Origin of the sequence: Herbiconiux moechotypicola (assembly GCF_024979255.1) — a bacterium.
In the GTDB taxonomy this organism is placed as follows: domain Bacteria; phylum Actinomycetota; class Actinomycetes; order Actinomycetales; family Microbacteriaceae; genus Herbiconiux; species Herbiconiux moechotypicola.
Genome location: NZ_JANLCN010000014.1, coordinates 65,212 through 90,076 on the forward strand (window position 1 = coordinate 65,212; position 24,865 = coordinate 90,076).

Here is a 24,865-nt window from a genome sequence, read left to right on the forward strand (position 1 = left end):
GCAGTCGACGACTTCCACCCGTCTTCACTGGCGCGCGTGTCGCGCGCTGATGTATCCTCATGTATGGATTCAGGAGGGGCCGTGATCACGAAATCGAGGGTGGGGCGGGAGGCGCGCACCGGCCTGAGGGCTCCGGTGCCCGAGCTCAACGTCGCCGTCGACGTGGGGTCCGGGCCGGTTGTGGTGCTCCTGCACGGCATCGCCTCGTCGTCGGCGAGCTGGCGGTCGATCGTGCCGCTGATCTCGCCGCTGTACCGGGTCATCGCCATCGATCTCCTCGGTTTCGGAGGGTCGCGTGCGAGAGACGGTGCGGAGTTCACTCTCGAGGAGCACGTGGCGGCGGTGCACAAGACGATCCGCAGGCTTCGGCTGCGAAAGCCGTTCACCCTGGTCGGCCACAGTCTCGGTGGTCTCGTCGCGAGCCGCTACGCGGCCGTCTATCGCCGCGAGCTGTCGCATCTCGTGCTCGTCGCGCCCCCGGTCTATCCCGAGCAGCGCTATCTCGACGAGATGGTGCAGCGACTGAGGGTCTCGGGCTACCTGCGCTTCTACCGCCTGGTGCGGTCGAGCCGGCCGACCATCGTCAGCAACGTCGGCCGCCTCTCCCGGTGGTTGCCGGGTGCGGCGATGGCGATCGACGACGAGGCGTGGGAGGCGTTCTCGCTGTCTCTCCAGCACTGCGTCGAGACGCAGACGGTCACCGCCGACATTGCGCAGGTCTCGGTGCCGATCGACGTGGTCTACGGGTCGCGCGACCAGGTGATCGTTCCGGCGACCGTCGAGGGGCTCGCGGCGATGCACCACGTCACCGTGCACGAGGTCGCCCGAGCCGATCACCTCATGCGCGAGCCGCTGGCGCGGGAGGTGGCCCGCCTGCTGCGGTGAGGGCGTCACTGGTGCTGGGAACGTGCGGCTCTGGCATGAGCCGGAACCAGAGCCAGATCGCGAGGGTGACGAGCATCACCGCGAGCCCGACGAGCGCCCACCGCAGGCTGTCGCCGGCCACCTCGTCCCACGACGACGCGTTCGGCACCACCACCAGCGCGAAACAGGCGACAGCGGTGCCCACCAAGCCCGTCCACCACTGCGGGAACTGCCGCACGATGTCGTGACCCTCGAGGAACCGCAGCGGCAGCAGTGCCACCAGAGGCGCGGTGAGCGAGGAGAGGGCGACCGCGGTGAGCACGTCGAGGGCGAAGGTCGTGACGGCCACGAGAACAGTGTTGCCCGGCGTCGGGTCGCTCGCGAGAAGCGCCGACAGAGACGAGGTGACGCCGCCTCCCGATTCGGTGGGCAGCAGCGGCCCGGCTAGCGCTCGCACAGCGTCGGCGCACAGCCACGCGCCGACTCCGAGCACGAGACAGAGCCCCACCGCGAGCCGGGCCAGCACGGCCACCGACCTCCGTGAGAGCACGGGCGCCAGCGACACCCCCACGACGAGACCGAAGAGGAAACCCGGGCGGAGGTCGGCGGCCCGCGAGGCGAGCACCGTGATGACCGTGAGGGGGAGCAGCCAGAGCTGCGCACGAATGGTCGTGCGCACCCCGCCCGGGTGGCCGAGCGCAGCCCGTCGCACGACCAGTGCGGGCAGCAGACAGCACAGTGCGGAGGCGGTGAACAGGGTGACGAACACCCGGATCGCAGTGGAGGCGTCGTGCGCGGCATCGGGGGAGACCGTGACCGATACGGCGGCCCCCGTGGCGAGAACCGCGACGATTCCTGCTCGTCTCCACCGCAGTGCGGTTCGCCGCCGGGTGGTGCGCGCACCGGGCCCGTCGAGCAGCGACGGCACGCCGGCCGGGCTCGGCGGACGTGCCGCACCCACCGAGGTGGGGCGGAAGACCGCGCGCACCCGGACGAGCAGTCGGGCGGTGCCGCGGCGGATGCGTGCCCGATTCGCGGAGAGCACGGATTCCAGCACCCCGCCCGGCAGGATGACGAGCACGACGATCGAGAGTGCCCCGGCGAGTGCCCGGAGGTGCTGCTCGGGCGAGCGGGAGAGGACCTCCCGAGCCGTGGGCAGCCAGGCTCCGAACGCCGGGGTGAGCGCAGTGTTCGTGGTGATCGCGGCGCCCTCGGCGGCATCCGAGCCGTCGTCGTCGCGAGATGTCCGTGGGTCACCCGATGCCCTGCGTCGTTCGAGTGGCTGCTCGACACCGAGGGCCGATGACGCGCCTTCCGCGCTCGTCGCGGGCGCCGGAGGGTGAGGCGTCGCAGAGCTCGTGCGGTCGGTGGCGGCCTCGGCCGCGGTCTGGTCTCCTCTGCCGGACGGCAGTCGACGCGCTCCAGGAGCACCGGCCCCGGCGTCGTCGAGCGACCCGGTCGCCGTCCCGTCGGCCAGGGACGACGCTGCGCCACCTGGTTCGGGCCGCAGTGCAGGATCCGCGGGTGCGGGCGTGGGGGCATCGATCGGCGGCCCGGGTTCCACGGTCGGCTCGGGTTCCACGGTCGGCTCGGGCGATGGACCGGGAGGCTCCGGCGCCACGGGGCTCCGGTCGAGCACGATGCCGACCTCGGCGCTCGACGAGACGGCCCCCGGCCTGCCGGCGTAGCTCTGGGAGGCCACGATCCGACGCGATGACTCATCGGCCGGAAGCTCGTCGAGAACGCACAGCCACGCTCCGTCGGCGGCGACCTGCGTGTCGCATCCGGTGCCGTCGCCGAAGCGCAGCGAGAGCGCTGCCCCCGGGTAGCCTGTGCCTTCGATCGGCAGTTCGGTCGCCTCTGGTTCGACGATGAGCGTGAGGGTGTCTCCTCCCGGCTCGTCGGTGCCGATGACCGGGGCGCGGAGCAGGCCGATGTCCAACGTCGTCGACTCCGTGCCGTTGGAGACCTCGATCGGCCCCTCGAAGTCGGGAGGGTCGACGAGCGTGCAGCTCCAGCTGTCGTCGGGCAGTGCCGTGGTCTCGCACAGCTCGACCATGGTGCCGCCGAGCTCGGTGCTCACCGTGATGGTGGCGCCGCCGTCGTCGAAGCCGGCGAGCTCGAATCCGGGGAGCTCGCCGGCCTCGGAGACGACCACCGTGCCGGCCGAAGGACTCGTCGTGACCAAGGGTGCGGCCGCCCGGGCGGGTGCCGCAGCGAGCGACACCGGCACCGAGAGCAGCGCGGCTGCTGCAGTGGCACCGGCCACGAGGGCGGCGTGCACCGCCGAGCGGTGCGATCGGGAGCCCTCATGCCGGAACATGAGCGAAACTCTACTGGATCAGAGGCGCATCCGGTGAGTTTTTCTCGTCGATCGCGGAATGCCGGATGCCGGTCAGGCGAACAGTCGCTGCAGTCTCGCCACACCCTCGTCGAGTGCGTCGTCGCCGAGGGCGTAGGAGAGTCGCAGGAACCCGCTCGGGCCGAAGGCCTCGCCGGGAACGGTGGCCACCTCGACCTGGTCGAGGATGAGGTCGGCGAGCTCGAGCGAGGTGGTGGGGGTGACCCCACCCCAGGTGCGGCCGAGCAGGCCGGTGACATCGGGGTAGACGTAGAAGGCGCCTTCGGGCAGCGGTGTGTGCACGCCCTCGATGGCGTTGAGGCCGTCGACGATGCGCCGCCGGCGGCGCTCGTAGGTGGCGCGCATCTCCTCCACGGTGTCCTGCGGGCCGGTGAGGGCGGCGATCGCGGCGCGCTGCGACACGTTCGCCACGTTCGAGCTGAGGTGCGACTGCAGGTTCGACGCGGCCTTGATGGCATCGGCCGGCCCGACCATCCAGCCCACTCGCCATCCGGTCATCGCGTAGGTCTTCGCCACACCGTTGACGAGGATGGTGCGGTCGGCCAGCGCGGGCACGGCCTCGACGATCGACACGGCGCGCACGCCGTCGTAGACCAGGTTCTGGTAGATCTCGTCGCTGATCACCCACAGTCCGTGCTCCTCGGCCCACTCGCCGATCGCCTTCGTCTGCTCGGGGGAGTAGACGGCGCCGGTGGGGTTGGAGGGTGAGACGAACAGCAGCACCTTGGTGCGCTCGGTGCGGGCGGCCTCGAGCTGCTCCACGGTGACGAGGTAGTTCTGGTCGCTGCCCGCGAACACCTCGACGGGCACACCGCCGGCGAGGGCGATGGCTTCGGGGTAGGTGGTCCAGAACGGGGTCGGCACGAGCACCTCGTCGCCCGGGTCGAGGAGGGTGGCGAACGACTCGTAGACGGCCTGCTTGCCGCCGTTGGTGACGATGACCTGCGAGGGCGAGACCTCGAGCCCGCTGTCGCGGAGCGTCTTCGCCGCGATGGCCTCGCGGAGGTCGGGGAGACCGGCCGCGGGCGTGTACCGGTGGTTGCGCGGATCGATGACGGCGGCGGCCGCGGCCTCCACGATGTGCTCGGGGGTGGGGAAGTCGGGCTCGCCGGCGGCGTAGCTGACGACCGGCCGCCCGGCGGCCTGGAGGCTCTTCGCCTTGGCGTCGACCTTGAGGGTCGCCGACTCGGCGATGGCGGAGATGCGTGCGGAGATGCGGGGGTGGCTCACGGCCACCAGCCTACCGACTCCTACTTGGTGAGCACCGGGAAGGCGTCGGAGAGTGCGCTCAGGATGGACTGCACCGCGATCGAGAGCAGCAGCAGCCCGAAGATGCGGGTGACGATGCTCATGCCGGTCGGCTTCACGATGCGGGCCACCTGCGGTGCGAAGTAGAGCGCCACGGCGATGACGATCGAGACGAAGAGGATCATGACGATTCCCGCGCCGTAGTCGAACAGGCTGTCGTAGGTCTCCTGGAACGTGATCACGAGGCTGATCGCGCCGGGCCCCGCGATCACCGGGATGGCGAGCGGTACCACCACGGGCGACTGCTTGTCGGAGACGGTGACGATGTTGCTCTTCGCCGTGAGCATCGCCCAGCCGATGGTGGCCACGAGCAGGTTGCCCGCGATGCGGAACGAGGTGAGGTCGATGCCGAAGGCCTGCAGCACGAAGCTGCCGCCGACCAGCGACACCGTGAGCACGGCGAACACGGCGAGACCCACGAGCAGGCCCAGGCGCTTCTGGCGGCCGGGATCGAAGTCCTTCGTGAGGTTGAGGAAGATCGGCAGGCTGCCGATCGGGTTGGTGATGGTGAGGAGGCCGATGGCGCTCGTGACGAGCGTGGGCGTGGAGATGTCGGTCACTGCAGGGCCTGTCTGGGCACGACGACCTGTTTGACGATGATGAGCAGGCTCGCCACCACCGGAACGGCGATGAGGGCGCCGAGCACGCCGAGGAGCGTGCCGCCCACGAGTGCGCCGATCACCACCAGGATGCCGGGCACGTCGACGGCCTTGTTCATGATGCGCGGACTGAACACGTAGGCCTCCACCTGCATGTAGACGAGGAAGTAGATGCCGATGGCGATCGCCTCGGTGGGCGAGTCGGTGAGCGCGATGAAGGTGATGAGGATGGCGCTGATGACGGTTCCGACGAGCGGGATGAGGGCCAGCATGAAGGCCACGACGGCCAGTGCGCCGGCGAACGGCACCCCGATGATGAGCATCGCGATGAACCCGAACACGCCGTTCGTGCCCGCGAGGATGACCTGGCCGCTGACGTACTTGCCGATCGAGCGCACGATCTGCTCGGTGATCGAGGCGACGCCCTCACGGCGGGAGGCGGGGATCAGGATGTAGAAGCCCGCCTTCACGGCGTCGAGGGAGCTGAGGAAGAACAGGGTGAGCACCACCACGAGGATGCCGCCGGTGAGGCCGTTGAGCAGGGCCATGCCGATCTTCAGCACCCCGCCGCTCAGGGTGGCGATGTTGTTGGGGTCGGAGAGGTAGGTCTCCAGGTCGTGCACGAGCTTCTGGGTGTCGACCGAACTGCCGAACACCTCGGTGAACCAGGCCTGCTGGCTCACGCTCTGCACGAGCTGGGGAAGCGCCTCCACCATCTCGGTCGTCTGGGTGACCACGGCGGGGATGACGAGGAAGAACACCAGCACGGCGAAGGCGATCACGAGGATGAACACGATGACGATCGACCAGCCGCGCGGGATGCGGCGCCTGGTGAGCCAGCGCACGAGCGGGTCGAGCCCGAGGGCCAGGAAGAGCGCGGCGAGGATGCAGATGACCACGGTCGACAGCTGCACGAAGGCGAAACCGAGGGCGATGGCGATCAGCCCGCCCAGTGTGGCGATGAAGCCGATCCTGAAGGCACCCGTGCGCATCCTGTGTCTCCGTCCCTGCCTTTTGCGGTGCCATCCGATCTGACCTACACTGTCTGTCGGTGGTTGAAACCTGCCAAGCTTTTCTATGCCTATTTTCTCGCCTCGGCCTGAAGTGAGTGTAGCGAAGCCGCTGGGTTTCGGCGCTTAGGGCGGTGGCTCAATTGGTAGAGCAGCGGTCTCCAAAACCGCAGGTTGCAGGTTCGAGTCCTGTCCGCCCTGCACCTGTTCGAAAGGTAATGACACGGTGGCACGAAAAGTAATCGACGAGCCTTCTGAAGACGTCGTCGAGAACGCCAAGAAGGAGCGGGCTGCGCGACGCAACCCGTTCTCCCGTATCGCCCTGTTCATCCGTCAGGTCTTCCTCGAGCTGAGGAAGGTCGTCACCCCGACCCGTCGCGAGCTCATCAGCTACACGCTGGTCGTGCTGGTGTTCGTGGTCATCATGATGGCGATCGTGGTCGGGCTCGACACGCTGTTCGGCTGGCTGGCCGTGGTCGTGTTCGGAGACGCATCCTGACCGGTGCCCCGGCATCCGCCACGACCCACCCGAACCAGGCCGACAGACCCAGACCCATCCGAGAAGTGGAAGCGAATTCATTGTCTGACGCAAAGCCCGAAGAAGCCGGTGTCCCGGCCGACCTCGACGCCCTCCTCGAGGCGATCGACGAGGCGTCCGACCCCGAGGCCGATGCGGTCGTCGACGACGCGCTGAAGATCGACGACTTCGACGAGGCCGCTGCGGTGCTCGACGTGCTCGAAGACCCCGATGCGGCGATCGACGAGGCACCCGCCGACGAGGTCGAGGTCGAGGAGACCGACGTGGAGGAGGTCGAGGTCGACCCCTACGACGCGTTCCGCACCGAGCTGCGTTCGCTGCCCGGCAAGTGGTACGTCATCCACTCCTACGCCGGCTTCGAGAAGCGCGTGAAGTCGAACATCGAGAGCCGCAAGACCTCGCTGGGCATGGAGGACTTCGTCTTCCAGGTCGAGGTTCCGATGGAAGACGTGGTCGAGATCAAGAACGGCCAGCGCAAGCTGGTCACCCGTGTGCGCATCCCGGGCTACGTGCTCGTGCGCATGTTCCTCAACGAGGACAGCTGGTCGGTCGTGCGGCACACCCCGGGCGTCACCGGGTTCGTCGGCAACTCGCACAACCCCACCCCGCTGCGGTTCGACGAGGCCTTCAACATGCTGAAGAGCCTGGTCGAGGTGAAGGACGCACCGGTCGCCAAGGCCGCGGGCAAGGGCGCGAAGGCCGTCTCGCGCGTCGTCCCCGCCGAGGTCGACTTCGAGGTGGGCGAGACCATCACCATCAAGGAGGGCTCGTTCGCCGGCCTTCCGGGCTCGATCAGCGAGATCAAGCCCGAGAGTGGAAAGCTCACCGTGCTCGTGTCGCTGTTCGAGCGCGAGACCCCGGTCGAGCTGTCGTTCGACCAGGTCACGAAGCTGTAGTAAGCTTCCCCAGTTCACCGCATCCTCCGGGATGACGGGAGAGTCGGTCATTCGGGCCGATTCGAAGAGAAAAGAGAAGAAATGGCACCGAAAAAGAAGGTCACAGGTCTGATCAAGCTTCAGATCAACGCCGGCGCCGCCAACCCCGCCCCGCCCATCGGCCCGGCGCTCGGTCAGCACGGCGTGAACATCATGGAGTTCTGCAAGGCCTACAACGCGGCGACCGAGTCGCAGCGCGGCAACGTCATCCCCGTCGAGATCACGGTCTACGAAGACCGCTCGTTCACCTTCATCCTGAAGACCCCGCCGGCGGCGGAGCTCATCAAGAAGGCCGCGGGCGTGGCCAAAGGCTCCTCCACCCCGCACACCGTCAAGGTCGCCAAGCTCACCCGTGAGCAGGTGCGTCAGATCGCCGAGCAGAAGCAGGCCGACCTGAACGCGAACGACCTCGACGCCGCAGAGAAGATCATCGCCGGCACCGCCCGTTCCATGGGCATCACGGTCGAGGCATAAGGAGGAGGCTGACATGGCACAGAAGTCGAAGGCCTACCGGGCCGCGGCCGAGAAGATCGAGGCCGGCAAGTACTACACCCCGAGCGAGGCGGTGTCGCTCGCTCGCGAGACCGGCTCGTCGAAGTTCGACAGCACCGTCGAGGTGGCGCTGAAGCTCGGCGTCGACCCCCGCAAGGCCGACCAGATGGTGCGCGGCACCGTCATCCTGCCTCACGGCACCGGCAAGACCGCCCGCGTCATCGTGTTCGCGACCGGTCCCGCCGCCGAGGCCGCCATCGCGGCCGGCGCCGACGAGGTCGGTGGCGACGAACTCATCGAGAAGGTCGCCGGTGGCTACACCGCGTTCGACTCGGCGGTCTCCACCCCCGAGCTCATGGGCAAGGTGGGTCGTCTCGGAAAGGTGCTCGGCCCCCGCGGCCTCATGCCCAACCCGAAGACCGGCACCGTCACCCCCGACGTGGCCAAGGCCGTGAACGACATCAAGGGCGGCAAGATCGAGTTCCGCGTCGACAAGCACGCCAACGTGCACTTCGTGGTCGGCAAGGCCGGGTTCACTCCCGAGCAGCTCGATGACAACATCAAGGCCGCTCTCGAAGAGGTCGTGCGCCTCAAGCCGAGCGCCTCGAAGGGTCGCTACATCCAGAAGGGCGCCGTCTCCACCACGTTCGGCCCGGGCATCCCGCTCGACGTCAACGCGATCTGAGTCGCCGCTTCTGCTGCACCGCACCGAAAGGGCCCGCCACACGGCGGGCCCTTTCCGCGTTCGCGGGTGACGCCGCTCGCGGGTGCGAGTGACTACTGAGTAGAAACCTCTCATGACAGTGGCGCACTGTCCGGCGCAAGGATCGTGTGTCCTCATTCCTCGATCCGAAGGTCTCACATGTCCCTTTCGTCTCCCAGCCGCGCCGCCTGGTCCGTCACGACGGTTCTGGCCGTCATCGCAGCGGGCGCGCTGCTGCCGGTCGCCGCCGGCTCCGCATCCGCCTCTGAAGGCCTGTCGCCCTCCGGGCGAGTCGTGTGTCCGCAGGAGTCGGCGGTCGTCGGATTCCCGATCGCGCAGACGACGGTGATCGAGCTCGCCGCGGGCGAGTCCGCCGCGTCGTCGATCTCGGGCACCCTCCCCGACGGGGTGCAGCTGCACACCGGTCGGAACTTCCTCTACGGGGAGCCCGCGCGTGTGCAGAGCGCTGCCTTCACCATCGAGGTGAGCGTGACCGGCCCGACCGGAACCACCGTCGAGAAGGCGAACTGCACGATGGCCGTCAAGGCCTCGCCGTCGGTCACGCGAGTCGCCGGTGCCGACCGGTACGACCAGAGCGTCGAGCTCTCCCGCGCGAACTTCACCTCCTCCGACACGGTGTACGTCGCCAGCGGTGAGAAGTATGCAGACGCGTTGAGCGCTGCCGCGATCGCGGCTCAGCATGAGGCGCCTCTGCTGCTCACACCCGGGGCCGACATCCCCGAAGGCGTCCTGAGCGAGATCGAGCGGCTGGGCGCCGAGCAGGTCGTGCTGGTGGGTGGAGAAGCCTCGGTGTCCGCCCGCGTCGTCTCACGGATCGAATCGGTGCGCACCGGTCTGACGGTGACGCGAATCGGTGGGGCGGATCGGTACGCCGTCTCACGCAACCTGATCGCCCACCCCGAGTTCGGTGCTCGGGAGTCCAAGCGCGTCTACATCGCCACCGGCGCGAACTTTCCCGATGCGCTGACCGCTTCGCCGGCGGCCGCGGCGTTCGACGCTCCCGTTCTGCTCGTCTACGGTCCTGAGGCCACGCTGACCGCGCAGGAGAAGGCGACCGTGTCGCGACTCGGTGCCGAGACCGTCGCGATCGCCGGCGGAGAGCTCTCGGTGAGCGCGGCCCTGCAACACGACCTGGAGAAGAGCTATCACACGGTGCGATTCGGTGGTCGCGACCGGTTCGAGGTAGGAGCAGCCCTCAACGCAGACGCCTTCCATGAGGCCGACACGGTGTATCTCGCTGCCGGCGCGACGTATCCGGATGCGCTGACGGGAGGGGCCGTTGCCGGAGCCGCGGGAGTGCCGCTCTACATCACACAGAAGGACTGCCTGAGTGGTGAAGCCGTCTATGGCATCGGACGTCTGGCGCCGTCGTCGGTGGTCATCCTGGGTGGTCATTCGACACTGGCCCCGGCCCTTGACACCCTCACGTGGTGCGCACTCGACTGACGATCCACCGCGTCGACGAGCAGAAGCCACTCGCGGTGTTGTGCACAGGGAGGTGACTACTCAGGTCGCTCGGTGGGCGGGAGGCCGCATGGTTGCGGCGGCGCTTCATCGGCGTCTCAACGAAAGGAATCCCGTGCATCAGAAGCCTCGTCGCCACTGGCGGCGATCGTCGATCCTGTCCCTGCTGGCCACCGCAGCGGTCTTCTCGAGTCTGGCGTCGGCCTCGGCCGCCGGCGCGACAGAACAGCCCGACGCCACCCCCGACGGTTCCACCGCGGGGGTGTCGGCCGGGCTCGTCGAGGCGGGGGCCAAGCCCGTCTGCCCCCAACCCGCTGCTGTGAAGAACATCCCGCTCGAACCCCGTCGGGCGATGAGCGAATACGATCCTCACGCGGAGGCCTCCATCGTGTCGGGCGCACTCCCACCCGGGGTGGCGCTCAGCGGCAGCATGGCAGCAGCCTCGCCTTACGCCTTCACCGGCAAGCCCACCTCGGAGGGCACCTATGCCTTCACGCTCCGCATCACACTCACCGATTCCGCCCGGCGCTCGGTCGCGTGCACCATGACCGTGCGCAAGGCGCCCACCGCGGTGCGCATCGAGGGTGCCGACCGCTACGACCAAGCGGCGCTCGTGTCGGCCTCGAGCTTCAGCAGCGCGGAGACCGTCTACCTTGCCAGCGGCGAGTCGTTCGCCGATGCCCTGAGCGCCGGCGCGGTCGCGGGCATCCACGGGTCTCCGCTGCTGCTGACGGCCGCGACGTCGCTGCCCGACCCGACGCGAGCGGAGCTCGCCCGCTTGCGGCCTGACGACGTGGTGGTGGTGGGCGGTCCCGCCTCCGTCTCGCCCTCCGTCGTGGCGTCCATCGAAGGCGCCTTCGCGGGCACGACGGTGACCCGCATCTCCGGCGCCGACCGCTACGCGGGCTCGCGCGCACTCCTCCAGCACCCTGAGTTCGGTGCGCCCGCATCACCGTGGCTCTACCTCGCCACAGGTGCGAGCTTTCCCGATGCTCTGGCGGCGTCGCCCGCCGCCATCTCGCTCAACGCGCCCGTGCTCCTCGTCGACGGATCGAAGTCGGCCGCGTCCTCCGACGAGCTCGCGCTGTTCAAGTCGTTGCGGGTCACCGACATCCGTATCGCCGGAGGTCCGGCCTCGGTGAGCTCGGCGCTGGAAGGGGCATTGCGCTCCGGCCCCTGGGCGGTCTCCCGTGTCAGCGGCGCCGACAGGTATGCGGGTGCGGTGGCGCTGAACAAGGTGTTCGACTCGGCACCGACGGTGTTCTTCGCCAGCGGAGCCGTGTTCCCCGACGCCCTCAGCGGTGCTCCGGCAGCCGGTCATCAGGGCGCACCCGTCTATCTCGTGGCCGACGACTGCGTACCCCACTCCGTGCTCCGCGACGTCGCCCGTGTCGGGGCGACCAAGGTGATCGTGCTGGGCGGCCGCAGTACCCTGTCGGCCGCGATCGAGAAGCTCACGCCCTGCTGACGCCCCACTCGTCCCGGTCTCCGCTGTGCGGCACCCGACACCCAGGGGAAGGGCTACATGGCCAGAGCGCACCGCGGAGACCGATTCCGCGCACCATGGGCGGGGCGGCGGGCGCCAGGGCGGCAGGCCGATAGATTCGAGCCATGGTCACGAGAGTCCGGCACGCGCGCCCCGATGATGCGGGGATCGTGGCGGCGGTGGCTGCCGAGACCTTCGAACTCGCGTGCCCGCCCGGAACCGGTCGCGAAGCGATAGCCGCGTTCATCGCGGAGCATCTCTCCGAAGGCAGGTTCCGCGCCCACCTGGGCGACCCGTCAAGGATCGTGCTCCTCGCCGACGTCGACAACGAGATCGCCGGCTACACGATGCTGGTGGCGGGTGAGCCTGCAGATCCCGACGTCGCCGCGGTCGTCGCCGCGCGCCCGGCCGTCGAACTGAGCAAGTGCTATGTGCGGGCGGCGTTCCACGGCCAAGGCGTGTCGAAAGCGCTGATGCAGTCCTCGATCGACTCCGCGAGGGAACTCGGGGGAGCGGCGCTGTGGCTCGGGGTGAATCAGCACAACGAGCGAGCCCAGCGCTTCTATCGCGCGAGCGGCTTCGAGCGGGTGGGAACGAAGCACTTCCTCGTCGGCGACGAACTCCACGACGACTACGTGTTCGAACGCTCCGTCTGACTTCTCCACAGAGTGGTCATTGCTCACGTCGCATGAGTGCCCTCCGCGACGAGCATGGGTCGCGAAGAAGGAGCACCCATGACGCGCAACCGATCACTTCGATGGCGGACGGCCCTCATCGCATGGCTGGCCGTCACGGCGGTGGGCTGGAGTGCGGGCGGCGAAGCCGCCGCAGAGGTGAGGCTGCCGCGACCCGGGCGCATCGCCGGTGCCGACCGCTACGCGCAGGCGGTCGAGGCGAGCCGATCGGTGTTCTCGGGGTCGAGTCTGGTCTATCTCGCCAGCGGCGAGTCGTTCCCGGATGCGCTGTCGGCGGCGTCGGTCGCGGGTGTGCGTGAGTCGCCTCTGTTGCTCGTTCCGCACGATCGCGCTCCTGACGGGGTGGTGGCAGAGATCCGGAGGCTGCGCGCCGAGGTCGCCGTGGTCGTGGGAGGGCGGTCGAGCATCGACGACGAGGTGCTCATCGCTCTCTCCCGTCAACTCCCCGGGGTGATCGTGAGTCGCGTGCAGGGCGCCGACCGCTACGCGACGTCGAGAACGCTGCTGGTCGACCCTCTGGCGGGCGCACCCGACGCGGGCTCCCTGACCCTGGCCACCGGAGCCGACTTTCCCGACGCCCTCGCGGCCGCGTCGCCCGCGGCCCGGCGGGGCGCACCCGTTCTCCTCCTCTCGTCGGAGGCGTCCGATCCAGCCGGTGCCGACGCGATGTTCCTCCGTGGGTTCGCCCCCGATGCCACGGTGATCGTGGGCGGGCCGCGCTCGATCACGCCCGAGGCCGAAGCGACTCTCGGCATGATCGCGCCCGCGTCGAGGCTGTCAGGAGCCGATCGCTACGCCACCGCCGTGGCGGTGAGTCGGCACGCCTACGCCTCGGCGCGAACGGTCTATCTCACGAGCGGCACCGGGTTCGCCGACGCCCTGAGCGGGGGGCCGGTCGCGGCCCACGCGGCGGCGCCGCTCCTGGTGGTGCGGCCGGACTGCGTGCCCGGGACGGTGCGGGCAGAGCTGGAGAGGCTGGCGCCCGATCGGATCGTGCTCCTCGGAGGAACGGCCTCACTCGGAGCCGCGGTGGAACGACTCGAGACGTGCCCATGAACCGGCGCCGAGGCGCCGCCGCCCGCTCAGAAAGGCAGCTCGCCGATCTGCAGCACGAGCTTTCCGCGGGTGTGGCCGAGCTCGAGCGCGCGATGCGCCTCCGCGGCATCCGACAGCGGGTACACCTCGTCGACGTGAACCCGCACGTCGCCCGAGTCGATCAGTCTCGCGATCACCGCGAGCGTGGAGGCGTCGGGTGCCACCTTGAACGTGGTCGCCCGCATGCCGGCCTCGGCGGCCTCGGCCTCGAAGCCGGGCCAGCTGCCGGTCGGTGCGTTCACGATGAGACCGCCGGGCCGCAGCACCCGCAGCGACCGGCTCCCGGTCTCGTCGCGGGTGTTCCCCACCAGGTCGATCACCACGTCGAAGTCGCTCAGCACCTCTTCGAACCGCGTCGCGGTGTAGTCGATCACCGTGGTCGCCCCGAGCTCCCGCAGCCAGCTCTGATTGCGCGACGACGCGGTGGCGGTCACCCGCGCGCCGAAGTAGGCGGCGAACTGCACCGCGAAATGCCCCACCCCTCCGGAGCCGGCGTGGATGAGCATTTTCTGTCCCTCATGCGCCTTGGCCAGGTCGACCACGAGACCCCAGGCCGTCAGGGCGGCCAAGGGCACCCCCGCCGCCTCCACGAGCGACAGTGTCTTGGGAGCCCGCGTCACCTGCAGGCTCGGCACCGACAGGTACTCGGCGTACGAGCCCGGCCCGCGCGGAACGGAGGTCATTCCGTACACCTCGTCGCCCGCGGTGAGCGGATGACCGGCGTACGGCGCCTCGACGACCACCCCGGCGAAGTCGTAGCCGAGGATGCAGGGCAGGTTCGACACGGCCGCCGCGACGCCGCCGCCGGCGCGAGTCTTCGCGTCGATCGGGTTCACCCCGGCTGCGGCGACCTTCACGAGCACCTCGGCGTTGATGCGAACCGGGGTGGGCACTTCGGTGACCTCCAAGACCTCGGGGGCTCCGAACTCGCGGATCACCGCCGCCGACATGGTCTTCGGCTGGGTCAGGGTGGGGCTGGTGGAACCCGATGTGCCACTCCACTGCTCGATCATCAACTGCCTTCCGTCATGGTGCGAGCGCAGACGGAGGGCTCGGGCTACCCGCCTCTCTGCGCAGCCGTCTCGGCTGCTGTCCACGTTATGGTCCGAATGATTCGCCGGTGTTACGCGCACATCACTGTGGTGCAAACTCGACAGGGCTGCGTTAACATTCAGCAACACAAGCACCCGGCCGCACGCGATGGATGGCGAGACCCGAACGATGAGCCTCACCCTGGAGAGCCGTACAACAGCCACCGTGACCGCGGCCCGGGTGGCTGGTCTCGCGGTGGCCGCGACCTCGGCGGCCACGGGGCTGGTGCTCATCTGGGTGGCGCGCCTGAGTGCCGATCGCTTCCTCTACGTCAGCGAGATGGGTGCGCCCGAGGAACCGACCGCCGCCGTGTTCCAGCTGGCGATGGTGCTGGTCGCCGCGTCGGCGCTCCTGGCCGCAGCGTCCGCACCGATCCTCAGGCCGTCGCTCCGCTGGCTCGCCGTGCTCCCCTCGGGTGCGGTGCTCGCCCTGGCCGGGGTGGCGTTCGGTGTGGCCTCGCAGGTCACGTGCACGCAATACTGTCCTCTTCCCGTGGGCGACGCGTTCACCTGGCAAGACCTCATCCACACCGGATGCGCGGTGATCGGCTTCGTCGCCGCGTCCTTCGTCATGCTCCAGGCCGCCGCGGAGCGGCGCTATCGGGGGCTGTCGCGCCTCTCGCTGGGGAGCGCGATCTCGGTCGCGGTCATCGCGGGTGTCGGTGGCCTGCTCTCACTCCTGCGACTGGGCACCGACCTCGGAGGGGTGCTCGAACTCATCGCGACCACGGTGGCCCTGGCCTGGCTCGTCGGCCTGGCGGTCTTCTTCGCCATCGAGCTCGTGCGGCGGCCCGCGCCTCAGGGTCTGCCGTAGCGGCCGCGCATCCACTGCAGCAGTTCATCGGCGCGGCGCACGAGCAGCTCGATCTGCGACTCGTCGCGCTCCACCCACTCGCAGCGGGGCTCTCCGCCCACCGGCACGAAATCCTGGTGCTGCTCCCACACCACCAGGGTGCGCTCGGCGCCCAGCACGTACTGCTGCCACCACACCTGCCGCAGGTAGCCCCGGGGGATGCGCGACCAGGGCTTGGAGGTGGTCTTGATCTCGGCGAGCTCGACGGTGCCGTCGTCGGCGCAGCGCACGCCGTCGGGGGTGGCGAGGTGTCGCGGTTCGCGAGCCGAGTGGAACAGTGCGGTGCTGGGCTCGATGCCGTGCTCGCGTCGAACCCAGGCAGCGATCTCGGGCTCGCGGGCCCGGCCGTGCTCGGTGAAGACGTTGCCCGTGAACCCCGAACCGTTGAGCTTCTCCCACGCGACGGCCCGCACGGCGGCATCGCTGGCCAGCCTCGCCGCATCGGTCGCGGTCACCCCCCGGCTCCGGGCGCGCATCCACGCCACGCGGTCGTTCGACGATGCCACCACCCTCGTCAGATGGGGTGGGGGAGCCGGTGGAGCAGGGGGAAGTCCGAGCTCCTGCTCCCAGGGGAAGGCGAGCATGGCATCGGACATGCACCTATTGTGCCTCCTCGCACCGACACGACCGCCGGGCACGCCGCACGCGCTTTCTCAGATGCACCTTGGGTCTTTCATAGACTCCTCATAGCCGACTGCCAATACTGGAACTGTGACTCTCGACCGATCCCTTCTCACCGGCGCCGCCTCGTCGGCGTCCTCCGCCCAGCCGCGTCTGCGCCGAGCCGACGGCTCACCGGTGCGGGCTCTCGTCGTCGACGACGAGAGCACTCTCACCGACCTGCTCTCCATGGCCCTCCGCTACGAGGGCTGGGAGGTCAAGACCGCCGCCGAGGGCCGCCAGGCCATCACGATCGCACGCGAGTTCCGCCCCGACGTGATCGTGCTCGACGTCATGCTGCCCGACATCGACGGGCTCCAGGTGCTGCAGCGGGTGAGGGGTGACGGGCACGAGACACCCGTGCTGTTCCTCACGGCCAAGGACGCGCTCGACGACCGGATCGCCGGGCTCACCGCGGGGGGTGACGACTACGTCACCAAGCCCTTCAGCCTCGAGGAGCTGGTCGCCCGCCTGCGCGGCCTCATCCGCCGGTCGACCCTCGTGATCGCCGACGCCGACGATCCGATCGTGACCGTGGGCGACCTCGAACTCAACGAGGACAGCCACGAGGTGTTCCGCGACGGCGAACCCATCGAGCTCACCGCCACCGAGTTCGAGCTGCTGCGCTACCTCATGCGCAACCCTCGCCGCGTGCTGAGCAAGGCGCAGATCCTCGACCGGGTGTGGAGCTACGACTTCGGCGGCAAGTCGAGCGTCGTGGAGATCTACATCTCCTACCTGCGCAAGAAGGTCGACGCCGGCCGCCCGCCGATGATCCACACCGTCCGCGGTGCGGGCTACATGCTGAAGCCGGCGCTGTGACCCTCCGCCGCACGCTGATCCTGAGCGTGCTCGGTCTCATCGCGCTCGCCGGGGTCATCATCGGCGTCGTCTCCACGGTCGCGCTCAACGGCTACCTCCTCGGCCAGCTCGACAATCAGCTGCGGGAGTCCTCCAACCGCACCGTGGGCTCGATCACGAACCAGTCGCAGGGCTTCGGGCCGGCCGGCGGGCTCACGCTGGGCCAGGCGTCCGGCACGATCGTCGCGGTCATCACCGCCGCCGGCGAGGCCCAGGGGCTCGTGCTCACCGAGGGCGGCCAGACCCAGGCGCTCACCTCGGCCGAGATCGAGGCGCTCGTGGCGGGTGCGCCGGGTCGCGAGCCCTCGAGCCTCACGCTGGGCGACCTCGGCGCCTACCGGGTCGAGGGCGTCACCGTCACGAGCGACGGTGGCCAGATCGTCACCGGCCTCCCGCTCGCCGACATCGAGAGCACCATCTCGCAGCAGATCGTCGTGATCGTCGCCGTCACGGCCGGCGCCATGCTCGTCGCCGGTGTCACAGGACTCCTCGTCATCCGCCTCGCCCTCCGGCCGCTCGACCGTGTCACCGCCACCGCCACCCGCGTGGCGCAACTCCCGCTCGACCGTGGCGACGTCGCCCTCGCCGAGCGTGTGCCCGCCACCGACCCGCGTTCCGAGGTCGGCCGTGTGGGACTCGCCTTCAACAGGATGCTCGAACACGTGGCCGCCGCCCTCATCTCCCGCCAGCGCAGCGAGAACAAGGTCCGCCAGTTCGTCGCCGACGCCAGCCACGAGCTCCGCACGCCGCTGGCGTCCATCCGCGGCTACGCCGAGCTCACCCGCCGCACCGCGCCCGACCTGCCCGACGACGTCTCGCATTCCCTGGGCCGCATCGAGTCGGAGGCGACCCGCATGACCACTCTGGTCGAAGACCTCCTCCTCCTGGCCCGGCTCGACGCCAAGCCCGAGCTCGCCCTCTCTGAGGTCGATCTCTCCCTCGTGCTCGTCGACGTGGTGAGCGACGCCCACGTCGCCGGCCCCGACCACACCTGGGAGCTCGACCTTCCCGAAGACCCGGTCCAGGTCTCGGGCGACCCGCACCGCCTGCACCAGGTGTTCGCCAACCTGCTCGCCAACGCCCGCGTGCACACGCCGGCGGGATCCACGGTGCGCGTCGCGGTGGAGCGCCGCGACCGCGAAGACGGCCGGGGATTCGCCCTCGTGACGGTGGCGGACAATGGCCCCGGCATCGACCCGGAGCTCCAGCCCGCGCTGTTCGAGCGCTTCGTGCGCGGTGACTCCTCCCGCTCCCGGCACGCCGGCAGCACGGGCCTCGGGCTCGCCATCGTGAAGGCCGTGGTCGACGCCCACGGCGGCGAGGTGGCCGTCACCAGCCGCCCGGGCGAGACCGTCTTCGCCGTGGCCATCCCGCTCGCGAGCTGACGGGCTGCGACGGGCGATCCGAGCCGAATCCCCCGAACGGGGGTAGGTTCGGCGGCATGAACATCCTGCTCATCATCATCGCCGTGATCGCCGTGGTCCTCCTGTTCACGGGAGGATTCGTTCAGACACTGAACTTCCTGCTCTGGATCGGGCTCATCCTTCTCGTGTTCGCCGTGATCGTCTTCCTCGTGAGGATGATCTCGGGCAACCGACGGGTGTAGCTCCCTCTCCATCCCGGCCCGCGCATCCGTGACTTGCACCGGATGCGCGGGCCGTCTATGCTTGTCGAGGCCAAAGACCGCCGGTCATCGGTGCGCGCTGTGAGAGCAGCGGGTTCCTATCTAAAGTTCGCACGAGCGAAGACCTGCGCAGGTGTACGAAGCAAGACTCCAGCATCCGTGCTGTTCTCCGAGCTCCGGCCTCCTGTGCCGGAGCTTTTTTCGTTCGAGCGGCGGTCGCCCCGGCTGAAACCAACACCCATTAGGAGCGCCATGGCGAACAAGGAAGCCTCGGTTGCCGAGCTCACGGAACTCTTCCAGAGCTCGACCGCCGTTCTGCTGACCGAGTATCGCGGTCTCACGGTCGCGCAGCTCAAGCAGCTGCGTGGCAACATCCGTGAGCACGCGTCATACGCCGTGGTGAAGAACACGCTGACCAAGATCGCGGCGAACAACGCCGGCATCTCGTCGTTCGACGACGAGCTCGCCGGCCCCTCTGCGATCGCCTTCGTCCACGGTGACCCCGTGGCCGTCGCCAAGTCGTTGCGTGACTTCGCCAAGGCAAACCCTCTTCTCGTCGTCAAGGGCGGTTACTTCGACGGTAACCCCCTGAGCGCCGAAGAGGTCACCAAGCTCGCCGACCTCGAGTCCCGTGAGGTGCTGCTGGCCAAGCTGGCCGGTGCCTTCAAGGCCTCGCTGTTCGGTGCCGCATATCTCTTCAACGCGCCGCTGTCGAAGGCCGTCCGCACGGTCGAGGCGCTGCGTGAGAAGCAGGAGTCCGCATCCTGAGCTCCTGCTCACGACGCGGTTGAACTAACTACCAAACAAGGAGAACATCATGGCAAAGCTTTCCACCGAGGAACTGCTTGAGGCGTTCAAGGAGCTCACGCTCATCGAGCTGAGCGAGTTCGTCAAGGCGTTCGAGGAGACCTTCGAGGTCACCGCGGCCGCTCCCGTCGCCGTTGCCGGCCCCGCCGCTGCCGGCGGTGGCGCTGCTGCTGAAGAGGTTGAGGAGAAGGACTCCTTCGACGTCATCCTCGAGGCGGCCGGCGAGAAGAAGATCCAGGTCATCAAGGAGGTGCGCGCGCTCACCAGCCTCGGCCTCGGTGAGGCGAAGGCACTCGTCGACGGCGCCCCCAAGGCCGTGCTCGAGGGCGCGAACAAGGAGACCGCCGAGAAGGCCAAGGCTCAGCTCGAAGAGGCCGGCGCGACCGTCACCCTCAAGTAGTCTCAGCCACTACCGTCGAATGCCCCGGGCCACGGCTCGGGGCATTCGCCCGTTAACGGGCCGGTTCAGGATGCGCGGGGGCGCGGGCGGGCCGTCGAGGAGCGGATGACGAGGCGGGCGGGCACCACGCTGTGCACGGGCGGGGGTGCCCAGCCGGGCTGCTCGAGCTGGCGGATGACCCATTCGACCGCCTGCTCGCCCTGCAGGTCGGGGCGCTGCTCGAGTGAGGTGAGGCCGAACATGGCCCCGAGCGGATGGTTGTCGATGCCGATGACCGAGAGGTCGTCGGGCACCGAGATGCCGAGCTCGCGTGCCGCGATGATGACGCCGATGGCCACCTCGTCAGCCGCTGCGAAGATGGCGGTGGGCCGCCGGCGGGGGTCGCCCAGGATCTGCTTGCCGACCGTGTAGCCGCCCGGGATGTCGAACCTGGTCGCCACGTAGGAGTGCTCGTCGGCAGGGAGGCCGGCGGACTGCAGGGCCTCGAGGAAGCCGCGCAGGCGCTTCGAGTGCACATGGAAGTCCATCTGCTCGTGCACGTCTCCGCCCACGTGCATGATCTCGCGATGCCCGAGCAGGATGAGGTGCTCCGTCGCCAGCCGGGCCGCCTCCACATCGTCGATGCTGAGGGTGGGGATGCCCTCGAGGGGACCGCCGATACCCGCGATCGGCTTGCCGAGGGCCAAGAGCTGCGAGGTCTCCTCGGGGGTGATCTCGAGCGTGACCGCGATGACCGCGTCGACCCGCTTGCGCACCAGGAAGTACTCGAACACCTTCGTGCGCTCGGCCTCGGTCTTGGTGACGTTGTAGAGCATGAGGTCGTAGCCGCGATCGAGGAGGGCGCGCTCGACCCCCTCGAGGATCGAGGCGAAGAACCACTGGTTGATCATCGGGATGATGACGCCGACGTTGTTGGTGCGGCCGGTCACGAGGCTCGACGCGCTCGACGAGACGACGTACCCCAGGCTCGACGCGGCCGCCTCGACGCGGGAGCGGGTCTCGGCCGAGACGTAGCCGCGGCCGCTGAGCGCGCGCGACACCGTCGCCTTCGACACTCCTGCCAGGGCGGCGACGTCTTCGATGCCCGTCATGCGACCTCCTCGTCTGCAAACGCTTCCACAATAGCAGTCGGCCGGTTGGGATGCGATCGGTCTCGACTCTTGCGCAGAGCCGCCGATCTGATATCGTGAGAGCGCTCTCTGCAACCTAATCGTTACCTTCGGAATCCACCGGAGGGGCGGGTTGTGATTTGCGAAGAGTTATGGAAAGGTTTCCCTAACGCGCCACCGGAGGCACCACTACGGGGGGCGTCACACACTCAATGAGGAGGAGAAATGCGGTCCATTCTGCACCGCCGCGTCACAGCGCCCATCGCCATCGCCACCGGTCTCGGTCTGGCTCTCGTCGGTTGTTCCGGCGGAGCGGGCGGAGGCGCGAACAGCGGTTCGGGCGACGCTGACGGCGTCGTCACCGTCTACGGCACCATCGCCGACACCGAGGCCGAGCTGCTCGAGCAGTCCTGGGCCGACTGGGAAGAAGAGAACGGCATCGACATCCAGTACGAGTCGTCGAAGGAGTTCGAGTCCCAGATCGGCATCCGGGCCCAGGGTGGCAACCCGCCCGACCTCGCGATCTTCCCGCAGCCGGGTCTGCTGGCCGACCTCGCCTCGCGCGGCTTCATCCAGGCCGCCCCCGAGGGCGTCGAGGCCAACGTCGACGAGTACTGGTCGGAGGACTGGAAGGCCTACGGCACCGTCGACGACACCTTCTACGGCGCTCCGCTGATGGCGAGCGTCAAGGGCTTCGTCTGGTACTCGCCCAAGCAGTTCGCCGACAACGGCTGGGAGGTCCCCACGACCTACCAGGAGCTGCTCGACCTCACCGCCACCATGCAGTCGACCCTCGGCACCCAGCCCTGGTGCGCCGGCTTCGGCTCGGGCGACGCCACCGGCTGGCCCGGCACCGACTGGGTCGAAGACCTGGTGCTCCGTCAGTCCGGCCCCGAGGTCTACGACGAGTGGGTCGCGAACGAGGTCACGTTCACCGACGCCCCCATCTCCGACGCCTTCACCGCGGTCGGCGACATCCTGCTCAACCCCGACTACGTCAACGCCGGCTACGGCGACGTGAAGTCGATCAACACCACCGAGTTCGGTGACGTGGCGACCGGCATGGCGCAGGGCACCTGCTCGCTCACCCACCAGGCCTCGTTCTTCGACGGGTTCCTCACCGACGCCGGTGCCACGGTCGGCCCCGACGCCGACATCTGGGCCTTCGTGACCCCGCCCATCGAGGCCGGCGAGACCGCCGTCACCGGTGGTGGCGAGATCGTGGGCGCGTTCTCGAACGACGCCGACACCGTGAAGGTGCAGGAATACCTCTCGAGCCCAGAGTGGGCCAACAGCCGCGTCGCTCTGGGTGGTGTCATCTCGGCGAACAAGGGTCTCGACCCGGCCAACGCGCAGAGCCCCATCCTGCAGCAGGCCATCGAGATCCTGCAGGACCCGAACACCACGTTCCGGTTCGACGCCAGTGACCTGATGCCGGGTGCCGTCGGCGCCGGCACCTTCTGGAAGGGCATGGTCGACTGGATCAACGGCACTCCGCAGGAGGACGTGCTCACCTCGATCGAGGCGGGCTGGCCCACCGAGTAATCGGGCCCCCGCTGCACCGAGGCCGTCCGGAGAGATTCGGGCGGCCTCGGCGCACCCCGGTGTACGGTGTCAGAACGACGCCAGTGCGTCGGGCCTGTCGCAGTTCAGAGTCGCACTCGAAAGGTTGTCATGTCAGAGTTCCTGCTCTGGGTGGGGGGACTACCACCGCTCGCTCAGATCCCCATCGTGGTGCTGGCGTTCGCCGCCGTCATCGCCCTGGTGCTGTTCTTCATCGAGATCGCGCCGCGCACCGGGCGCAAGTACACGATCATCCGTCTCGCCGTCTGCATCATCGCGCCGTTCCTGGCGTTGGTGCTCATCGGCTCGGTCTGGTGGGCTGCGCTCATCGCTGCCGCCTTCGGCCTCCTGTTCTTCTGGCTCGACCGCCGCTCCGCCCAGGGCGCGGGCTACCTGTTCCAGCTCTTCGGCTTCCTCGCGCCGGCGATCATCCTGCTGCTGGTGGGTCTCATCTACCCCACCATCAAGACGGCCGTCGACTCGCTGTTCTCGAGCCGGGGCGCCTTCGTCGGGCTCGACAACTTCGCCTGGGTACTCACCAACCCGCAGAACCTGCGGGTCATCCTCAACACCATCATCTGGGTGCTCCTCGTGCCCACCCTCTCCACGGTCTTCGGTCTGGCCTATGCGGTCTTCATCGACAAGAGCCGCGGTGAGAAGTTCTTCAAGATCCTCGTGTTCATGCCGATGGCCATCTCCTTTGTGGGCGCGTCGATCATCTGGCGCTTCGTCTACACCTACCGGCCCGAAGACCAGAACCAGATCGGTCTGCTCAACCAGGTCGTGGTGTGGCTCGGCGGCGACCCGCAGCAGTGGCTGGCGAACTCGCCGTGGAACACCTTCTTCCTCATCGTGGTGCTGATCTGGATCCAGACCGGTTTCGCGATGGTCGTGCTCTCGGCCGCGATCAAGGGCGTCCCGACCGAGCAGCTCGAGGCGGCTGAGCTCGACGGCACCAACGCCTGGCAGCGCTTCATCAACGTGACGGTGCCGGGCATCCGCTCGTCGCTCATCGTGGTGATCACCACGATCTCCATCGCCTCGCTGAAGGTCTTCGACATCGTGCGCACCATGACGGCGGGCGCGAACGAGACCAGCGTGCTGGCGAACGAGATGTACACCCAGTTCAAGAACTTCGAGTACGGACGGTCGGCCGCGTTCGCGGTCATCCTGTTCATCCTCGTGATGCCGATCGTCATCTACAACGCCCGGCAGATCAAGAAGCAGAGGGAGATCCGATGAGCGCCGTGCAGCCGATCGACCTGCCGGTCGATCCCGCCACCGAGAAGCAGCTCCGGCGCGGCGAGAAGGCGATCGAGCGCCAGGAGACGGTGACCAAGCGCACCAAGCGCAGGCTCACCAGCCGCTGGGCCACGGCCGCCGCGCTCGTGATCGCGGTGCTGTGGACCATCCCCACCTTCGGGCTGTTCATCTCCTCGTTCCGCGAGCGCACCGACATCCAGACCTCGGGCTGGTGGACGATCTTCGAGAACTGGGGCTTCACCCTCGACAACTACGCCGAGGTGCTGCAGTCGGGCAACTCGTCGGTCACCATCGCCTCGAGCTTCATCAACTCGATCGCCATCACCATCCCGGCTACGCTCATCCCCCTCGTGATCGCCTCGCTCGCGGCCTACGCGTTCGCGTGGATCGACTTCAAGGGCAAGGACATCCTCTTCATCGGGGTGTTCGCGCTGCAGATCGTGCCGATCCAGATGGCGCTCGTGCCGCTGCTGTCGCTGTTCTCGCGGGGCGTTGCGGTGGGCGACGACTGGATCTTCTCGGGCATCCCGTCGAGCGGAACCTTCTCGCAGGTGTGGATCGCGCACACGATCTTCGCGCTGCCGCTGGCGATCTTCCTGCTGCACAACTTCGTGTCGGAGATTCCGCGCGAGGTGATCGAGGCGGCGCGGGTCGACGGTGCGGGTCACGGGCAGATCTTCTTCCGCATCATCCTGCCGCTCACCATGCCGGCGCTGGCGTCGTTCGCGATCTTCCAGTTCCTGTGGGTGTGGAACGACCTGCTCGTGGCGCTCATCTTCGCCGACGGCTCGGTGGCACCGATCACCAAGCTGCTGGCCGAGATCACGGGTTCGCGCGGTCAGGACTGGTACCTGCTCACCGCGGGTGCGTTCGTGGCCATCATCGTGCCGCTGATCGTCTTCTTCGCGCTGCAGCGGTTCTTCGTGCGCGGGCTGCTGGCGGGCTCGACGAAGGGCTGACGTTCACCTACACAAGATTCGCGGCATCCGGCGCCCAGGGCGTCTCGGGTGCCGCGAATCTTGCGTGTACGAACCGCGCGGGGCGGGGCGGGTTCCGCCGTGG

25 protein-coding genes and 1 tRNA gene are annotated in these 24,865 nt (G+C 68.5%); 19 read left to right on the top strand and 7 right to left on the bottom strand.

Going from position 1 to position 24,865, the window contains the following annotated elements; genetic code table 11:
- Positions 1-81 precede the first annotated feature (81 nt).
- Positions 82-885 (top strand): alpha/beta fold hydrolase, encoded by an 804-nt coding sequence (locus tag N1031_RS18365; protein ID WP_259481350.1) that lies wholly within the window; start codon positions 82-84, stop codon positions 883-885.
- On the opposite strand, the gene N1031_RS18370 is transcribed toward N1031_RS18365, so the two are convergent.
- From N1031_RS18370 to N1031_RS18385, 4 genes are all read right to left on the bottom strand, one after another.
- Positions 839-3,187: a hypothetical protein gene (locus N1031_RS18370; RefSeq protein ID WP_259481352.1), complete on the bottom strand. Its 2,349-nt coding sequence runs from the start codon at positions 3,185-3,187 to the stop codon at positions 839-841. The genes N1031_RS18365 and N1031_RS18370 overlap by 47 nt on opposite strands.
- A 72-nt stretch (positions 3,188-3,259) precedes the next feature.
- On the bottom strand, positions 3,260-4,456 hold the full coding sequence (locus N1031_RS18375) for a pyridoxal phosphate-dependent aminotransferase (protein ID WP_259481355.1): 1,197 nt from the start codon (positions 4,454-4,456) through the stop codon (positions 3,260-3,262).
- Between the two features lie 20 nt (positions 4,457-4,476).
- A complete protein-coding gene (locus N1031_RS18380) occupies positions 4,477-5,094 on the bottom strand; it encodes a MarC family protein (protein WP_259481358.1) in 618 nt (205 codons plus the stop codon).
- Positions 5,091-6,125 (bottom strand): AI-2E family transporter, encoded by a 1,035-nt coding sequence (locus tag N1031_RS18385; protein ID WP_259481360.1) that lies wholly within the window; start codon positions 6,123-6,125, stop codon positions 5,091-5,093. The genes N1031_RS18380 and N1031_RS18385 overlap by 4 nt, the downstream gene beginning before the upstream one ends.
- Positions 6,126-6,271: 146 nt before the next feature.
- Between N1031_RS18385 and N1031_RS18390 the strand changes: the two genes are divergently transcribed.
- The 9 genes from N1031_RS18390 (at position 6,272) to N1031_RS18430 (ending at position 13,533) form a co-directional block, all read left to right on the top strand.
- Positions 6,272-6,344 (top strand) — tRNA-Trp (locus tag N1031_RS18390).
- A gap of 25 nt (positions 6,345-6,369) precedes the next feature.
- Positions 6,370-6,642 carry a preprotein translocase subunit SecE gene (secE, locus tag N1031_RS18395; protein WP_259481363.1) on the top strand — a complete coding sequence of 91 codons (273 nt, stop codon included), beginning with the start codon at positions 6,370-6,372 and terminating at the stop codon, positions 6,640-6,642.
- A gap of 56 nt (positions 6,643-6,698) precedes the next feature.
- Positions 6,699-7,577, top strand: a complete 879-nt coding sequence (gene nusG / locus N1031_RS18400; protein WP_375163658.1) for a transcription termination/antitermination protein NusG — start codon at positions 6,699-6,701, stop codon at positions 7,575-7,577.
- Between the two features lie 81 nt (positions 7,578-7,658).
- Positions 7,659-8,090: a 50S ribosomal protein L11 gene (gene rplK, locus N1031_RS18405; protein WP_259481367.1), complete on the top strand. Its 432-nt coding sequence runs from the start codon at positions 7,659-7,661 to the stop codon at positions 8,088-8,090.
- 13 nt (positions 8,091-8,103) lie between these two features.
- Positions 8,104-8,793, top strand: a complete 690-nt coding sequence (gene rplA, locus N1031_RS18410) for a 50S ribosomal protein L1 (RefSeq protein ID WP_259481369.1) — start codon at positions 8,104-8,106, stop codon at positions 8,791-8,793.
- A 177-nt stretch (positions 8,794-8,970) separates the two neighbouring features.
- Positions 8,971-10,278: a cell wall-binding repeat-containing protein gene (locus N1031_RS18415; RefSeq protein WP_259481370.1), complete on the top strand. Its 1,308-nt coding sequence runs from the start codon at positions 8,971-8,973 to the stop codon at positions 10,276-10,278.
- Between the two features lie 133 nt (positions 10,279-10,411).
- Positions 10,412-11,764 (top strand): cell wall-binding repeat-containing protein, encoded by a 1,353-nt coding sequence (locus N1031_RS18420; RefSeq protein WP_259481372.1) that lies wholly within the window; start codon positions 10,412-10,414, stop codon positions 11,762-11,764.
- 143 nt (positions 11,765-11,907) lie between these two features.
- Positions 11,908-12,438 (top strand): GNAT family N-acetyltransferase, encoded by a 531-nt coding sequence (locus N1031_RS18425; RefSeq protein ID WP_259481374.1) that lies wholly within the window; start codon positions 11,908-11,910, stop codon positions 12,436-12,438.
- 78 nt (positions 12,439-12,516) lie between these two features.
- Complete coding sequence (locus N1031_RS18430) at positions 12,517-13,533, top strand: cell wall-binding repeat-containing protein (RefSeq protein WP_259481376.1); 1,017 nt, start codon at positions 12,517-12,519, stop codon at positions 13,531-13,533.
- A 26-nt stretch (positions 13,534-13,559) separates the two neighbouring features.
- Here the strand turns inward: N1031_RS18430 and N1031_RS18435 are convergent, their stop codons facing one another.
- The gene (locus N1031_RS18435; protein WP_375163656.1) at positions 13,560-14,585 is read right to left on the bottom strand and encodes an NADP-dependent oxidoreductase; all 1,026 of its coding nucleotides are present in this window, start codon (positions 14,583-14,585) and stop codon (positions 13,560-13,562) included.
- A gap of 208 nt (positions 14,586-14,793) precedes the next feature.
- Here N1031_RS18435 and N1031_RS18440 point away from each other — a divergent pair, with 208 nt between their 5' ends.
- Positions 14,794-15,477 carry a DUF998 domain-containing protein gene (locus tag N1031_RS18440; RefSeq protein WP_259481378.1) on the top strand — a complete coding sequence of 228 codons (684 nt, stop codon included), beginning with the start codon at positions 14,794-14,796 and terminating at the stop codon, positions 15,475-15,477.
- Here the strand turns inward: N1031_RS18440 and N1031_RS18445 are convergent.
- Complete coding sequence (locus N1031_RS18445; RefSeq protein WP_375163657.1) at positions 15,462-16,112, bottom strand: YqaJ viral recombinase family protein; 651 nt, start codon at positions 16,110-16,112, stop codon at positions 15,462-15,464. The genes N1031_RS18440 and N1031_RS18445 overlap by 16 nt on opposite strands.
- Positions 16,113-16,227: 115 nt before the next feature.
- Between N1031_RS18445 and N1031_RS18450 the strand changes: the two genes are divergently transcribed.
- From N1031_RS18450 to rplL, 5 genes are all read left to right on the top strand, one after another.
- Positions 16,228-16,998 carry a response regulator transcription factor gene (locus N1031_RS18450; RefSeq protein ID WP_310795718.1) on the top strand — a complete coding sequence of 257 codons (771 nt, stop codon included), beginning with the start codon at positions 16,228-16,230 and terminating at the stop codon, positions 16,996-16,998.
- On the top strand, positions 16,995-18,422 hold the full coding sequence (locus tag N1031_RS18455) for a sensor histidine kinase (RefSeq protein ID WP_259481380.1): 1,428 nt from the start codon (positions 16,995-16,997) through the stop codon (positions 18,420-18,422). Before N1031_RS18450 ends, N1031_RS18455 begins: the two co-directional genes overlap by 4 nt.
- Before the next feature lie 56 nt (positions 18,423-18,478).
- Positions 18,479-18,643, top strand: a complete 165-nt coding sequence (locus tag N1031_RS18460) for a hypothetical protein (RefSeq protein WP_259481381.1) — start codon at positions 18,479-18,481, stop codon at positions 18,641-18,643.
- A 270-nt stretch (positions 18,644-18,913) separates the two neighbouring features.
- A complete protein-coding gene (gene rplJ / locus N1031_RS18465) occupies positions 18,914-19,429 on the top strand; it encodes a 50S ribosomal protein L10 (RefSeq protein ID WP_259481383.1) in 516 nt (171 codons plus the stop codon).
- Between the two features lie 49 nt (positions 19,430-19,478).
- Positions 19,479-19,868: a 50S ribosomal protein L7/L12 gene (rplL, locus tag N1031_RS18470; protein WP_171705938.1), complete on the top strand. Its 390-nt coding sequence runs from the start codon at positions 19,479-19,481 to the stop codon at positions 19,866-19,868.
- A 65-nt stretch (positions 19,869-19,933) separates the two neighbouring features.
- Here rplL and N1031_RS18475 read toward each other — a convergent pair whose 3' ends face one another.
- Complete coding sequence (locus N1031_RS18475) at positions 19,934-20,959, bottom strand: LacI family DNA-binding transcriptional regulator (RefSeq protein ID WP_259481384.1); 1,026 nt, start codon at positions 20,957-20,959, stop codon at positions 19,934-19,936.
- Positions 20,960-21,202: 243 nt separating this feature from the next.
- On the opposite strand from N1031_RS18475, the gene N1031_RS18480 reads away from it, so the two are divergent.
- From N1031_RS18480 to N1031_RS18490, 3 genes are all read left to right on the top strand, one after another.
- Positions 21,203-22,522, top strand: a complete 1,320-nt coding sequence (locus N1031_RS18480; protein WP_259481385.1) for an ABC transporter substrate-binding protein — start codon at positions 21,203-21,205, stop codon at positions 22,520-22,522.
- Positions 22,523-22,651: 129 nt separating this feature from the next.
- On the top strand, positions 22,652-23,782 hold the full coding sequence (locus N1031_RS18485; RefSeq protein WP_259481386.1) for a carbohydrate ABC transporter permease: 1,131 nt from the start codon (positions 22,652-22,654) through the stop codon (positions 23,780-23,782).
- Positions 23,779-24,762 (top strand): carbohydrate ABC transporter permease, encoded by a 984-nt coding sequence (locus tag N1031_RS18490; RefSeq protein WP_259481387.1) that lies wholly within the window; start codon positions 23,779-23,781, stop codon positions 24,760-24,762. Before N1031_RS18485 ends, N1031_RS18490 begins: the two co-directional genes overlap by 4 nt.
- Positions 24,763-24,865 lie beyond the last annotated feature (103 nt).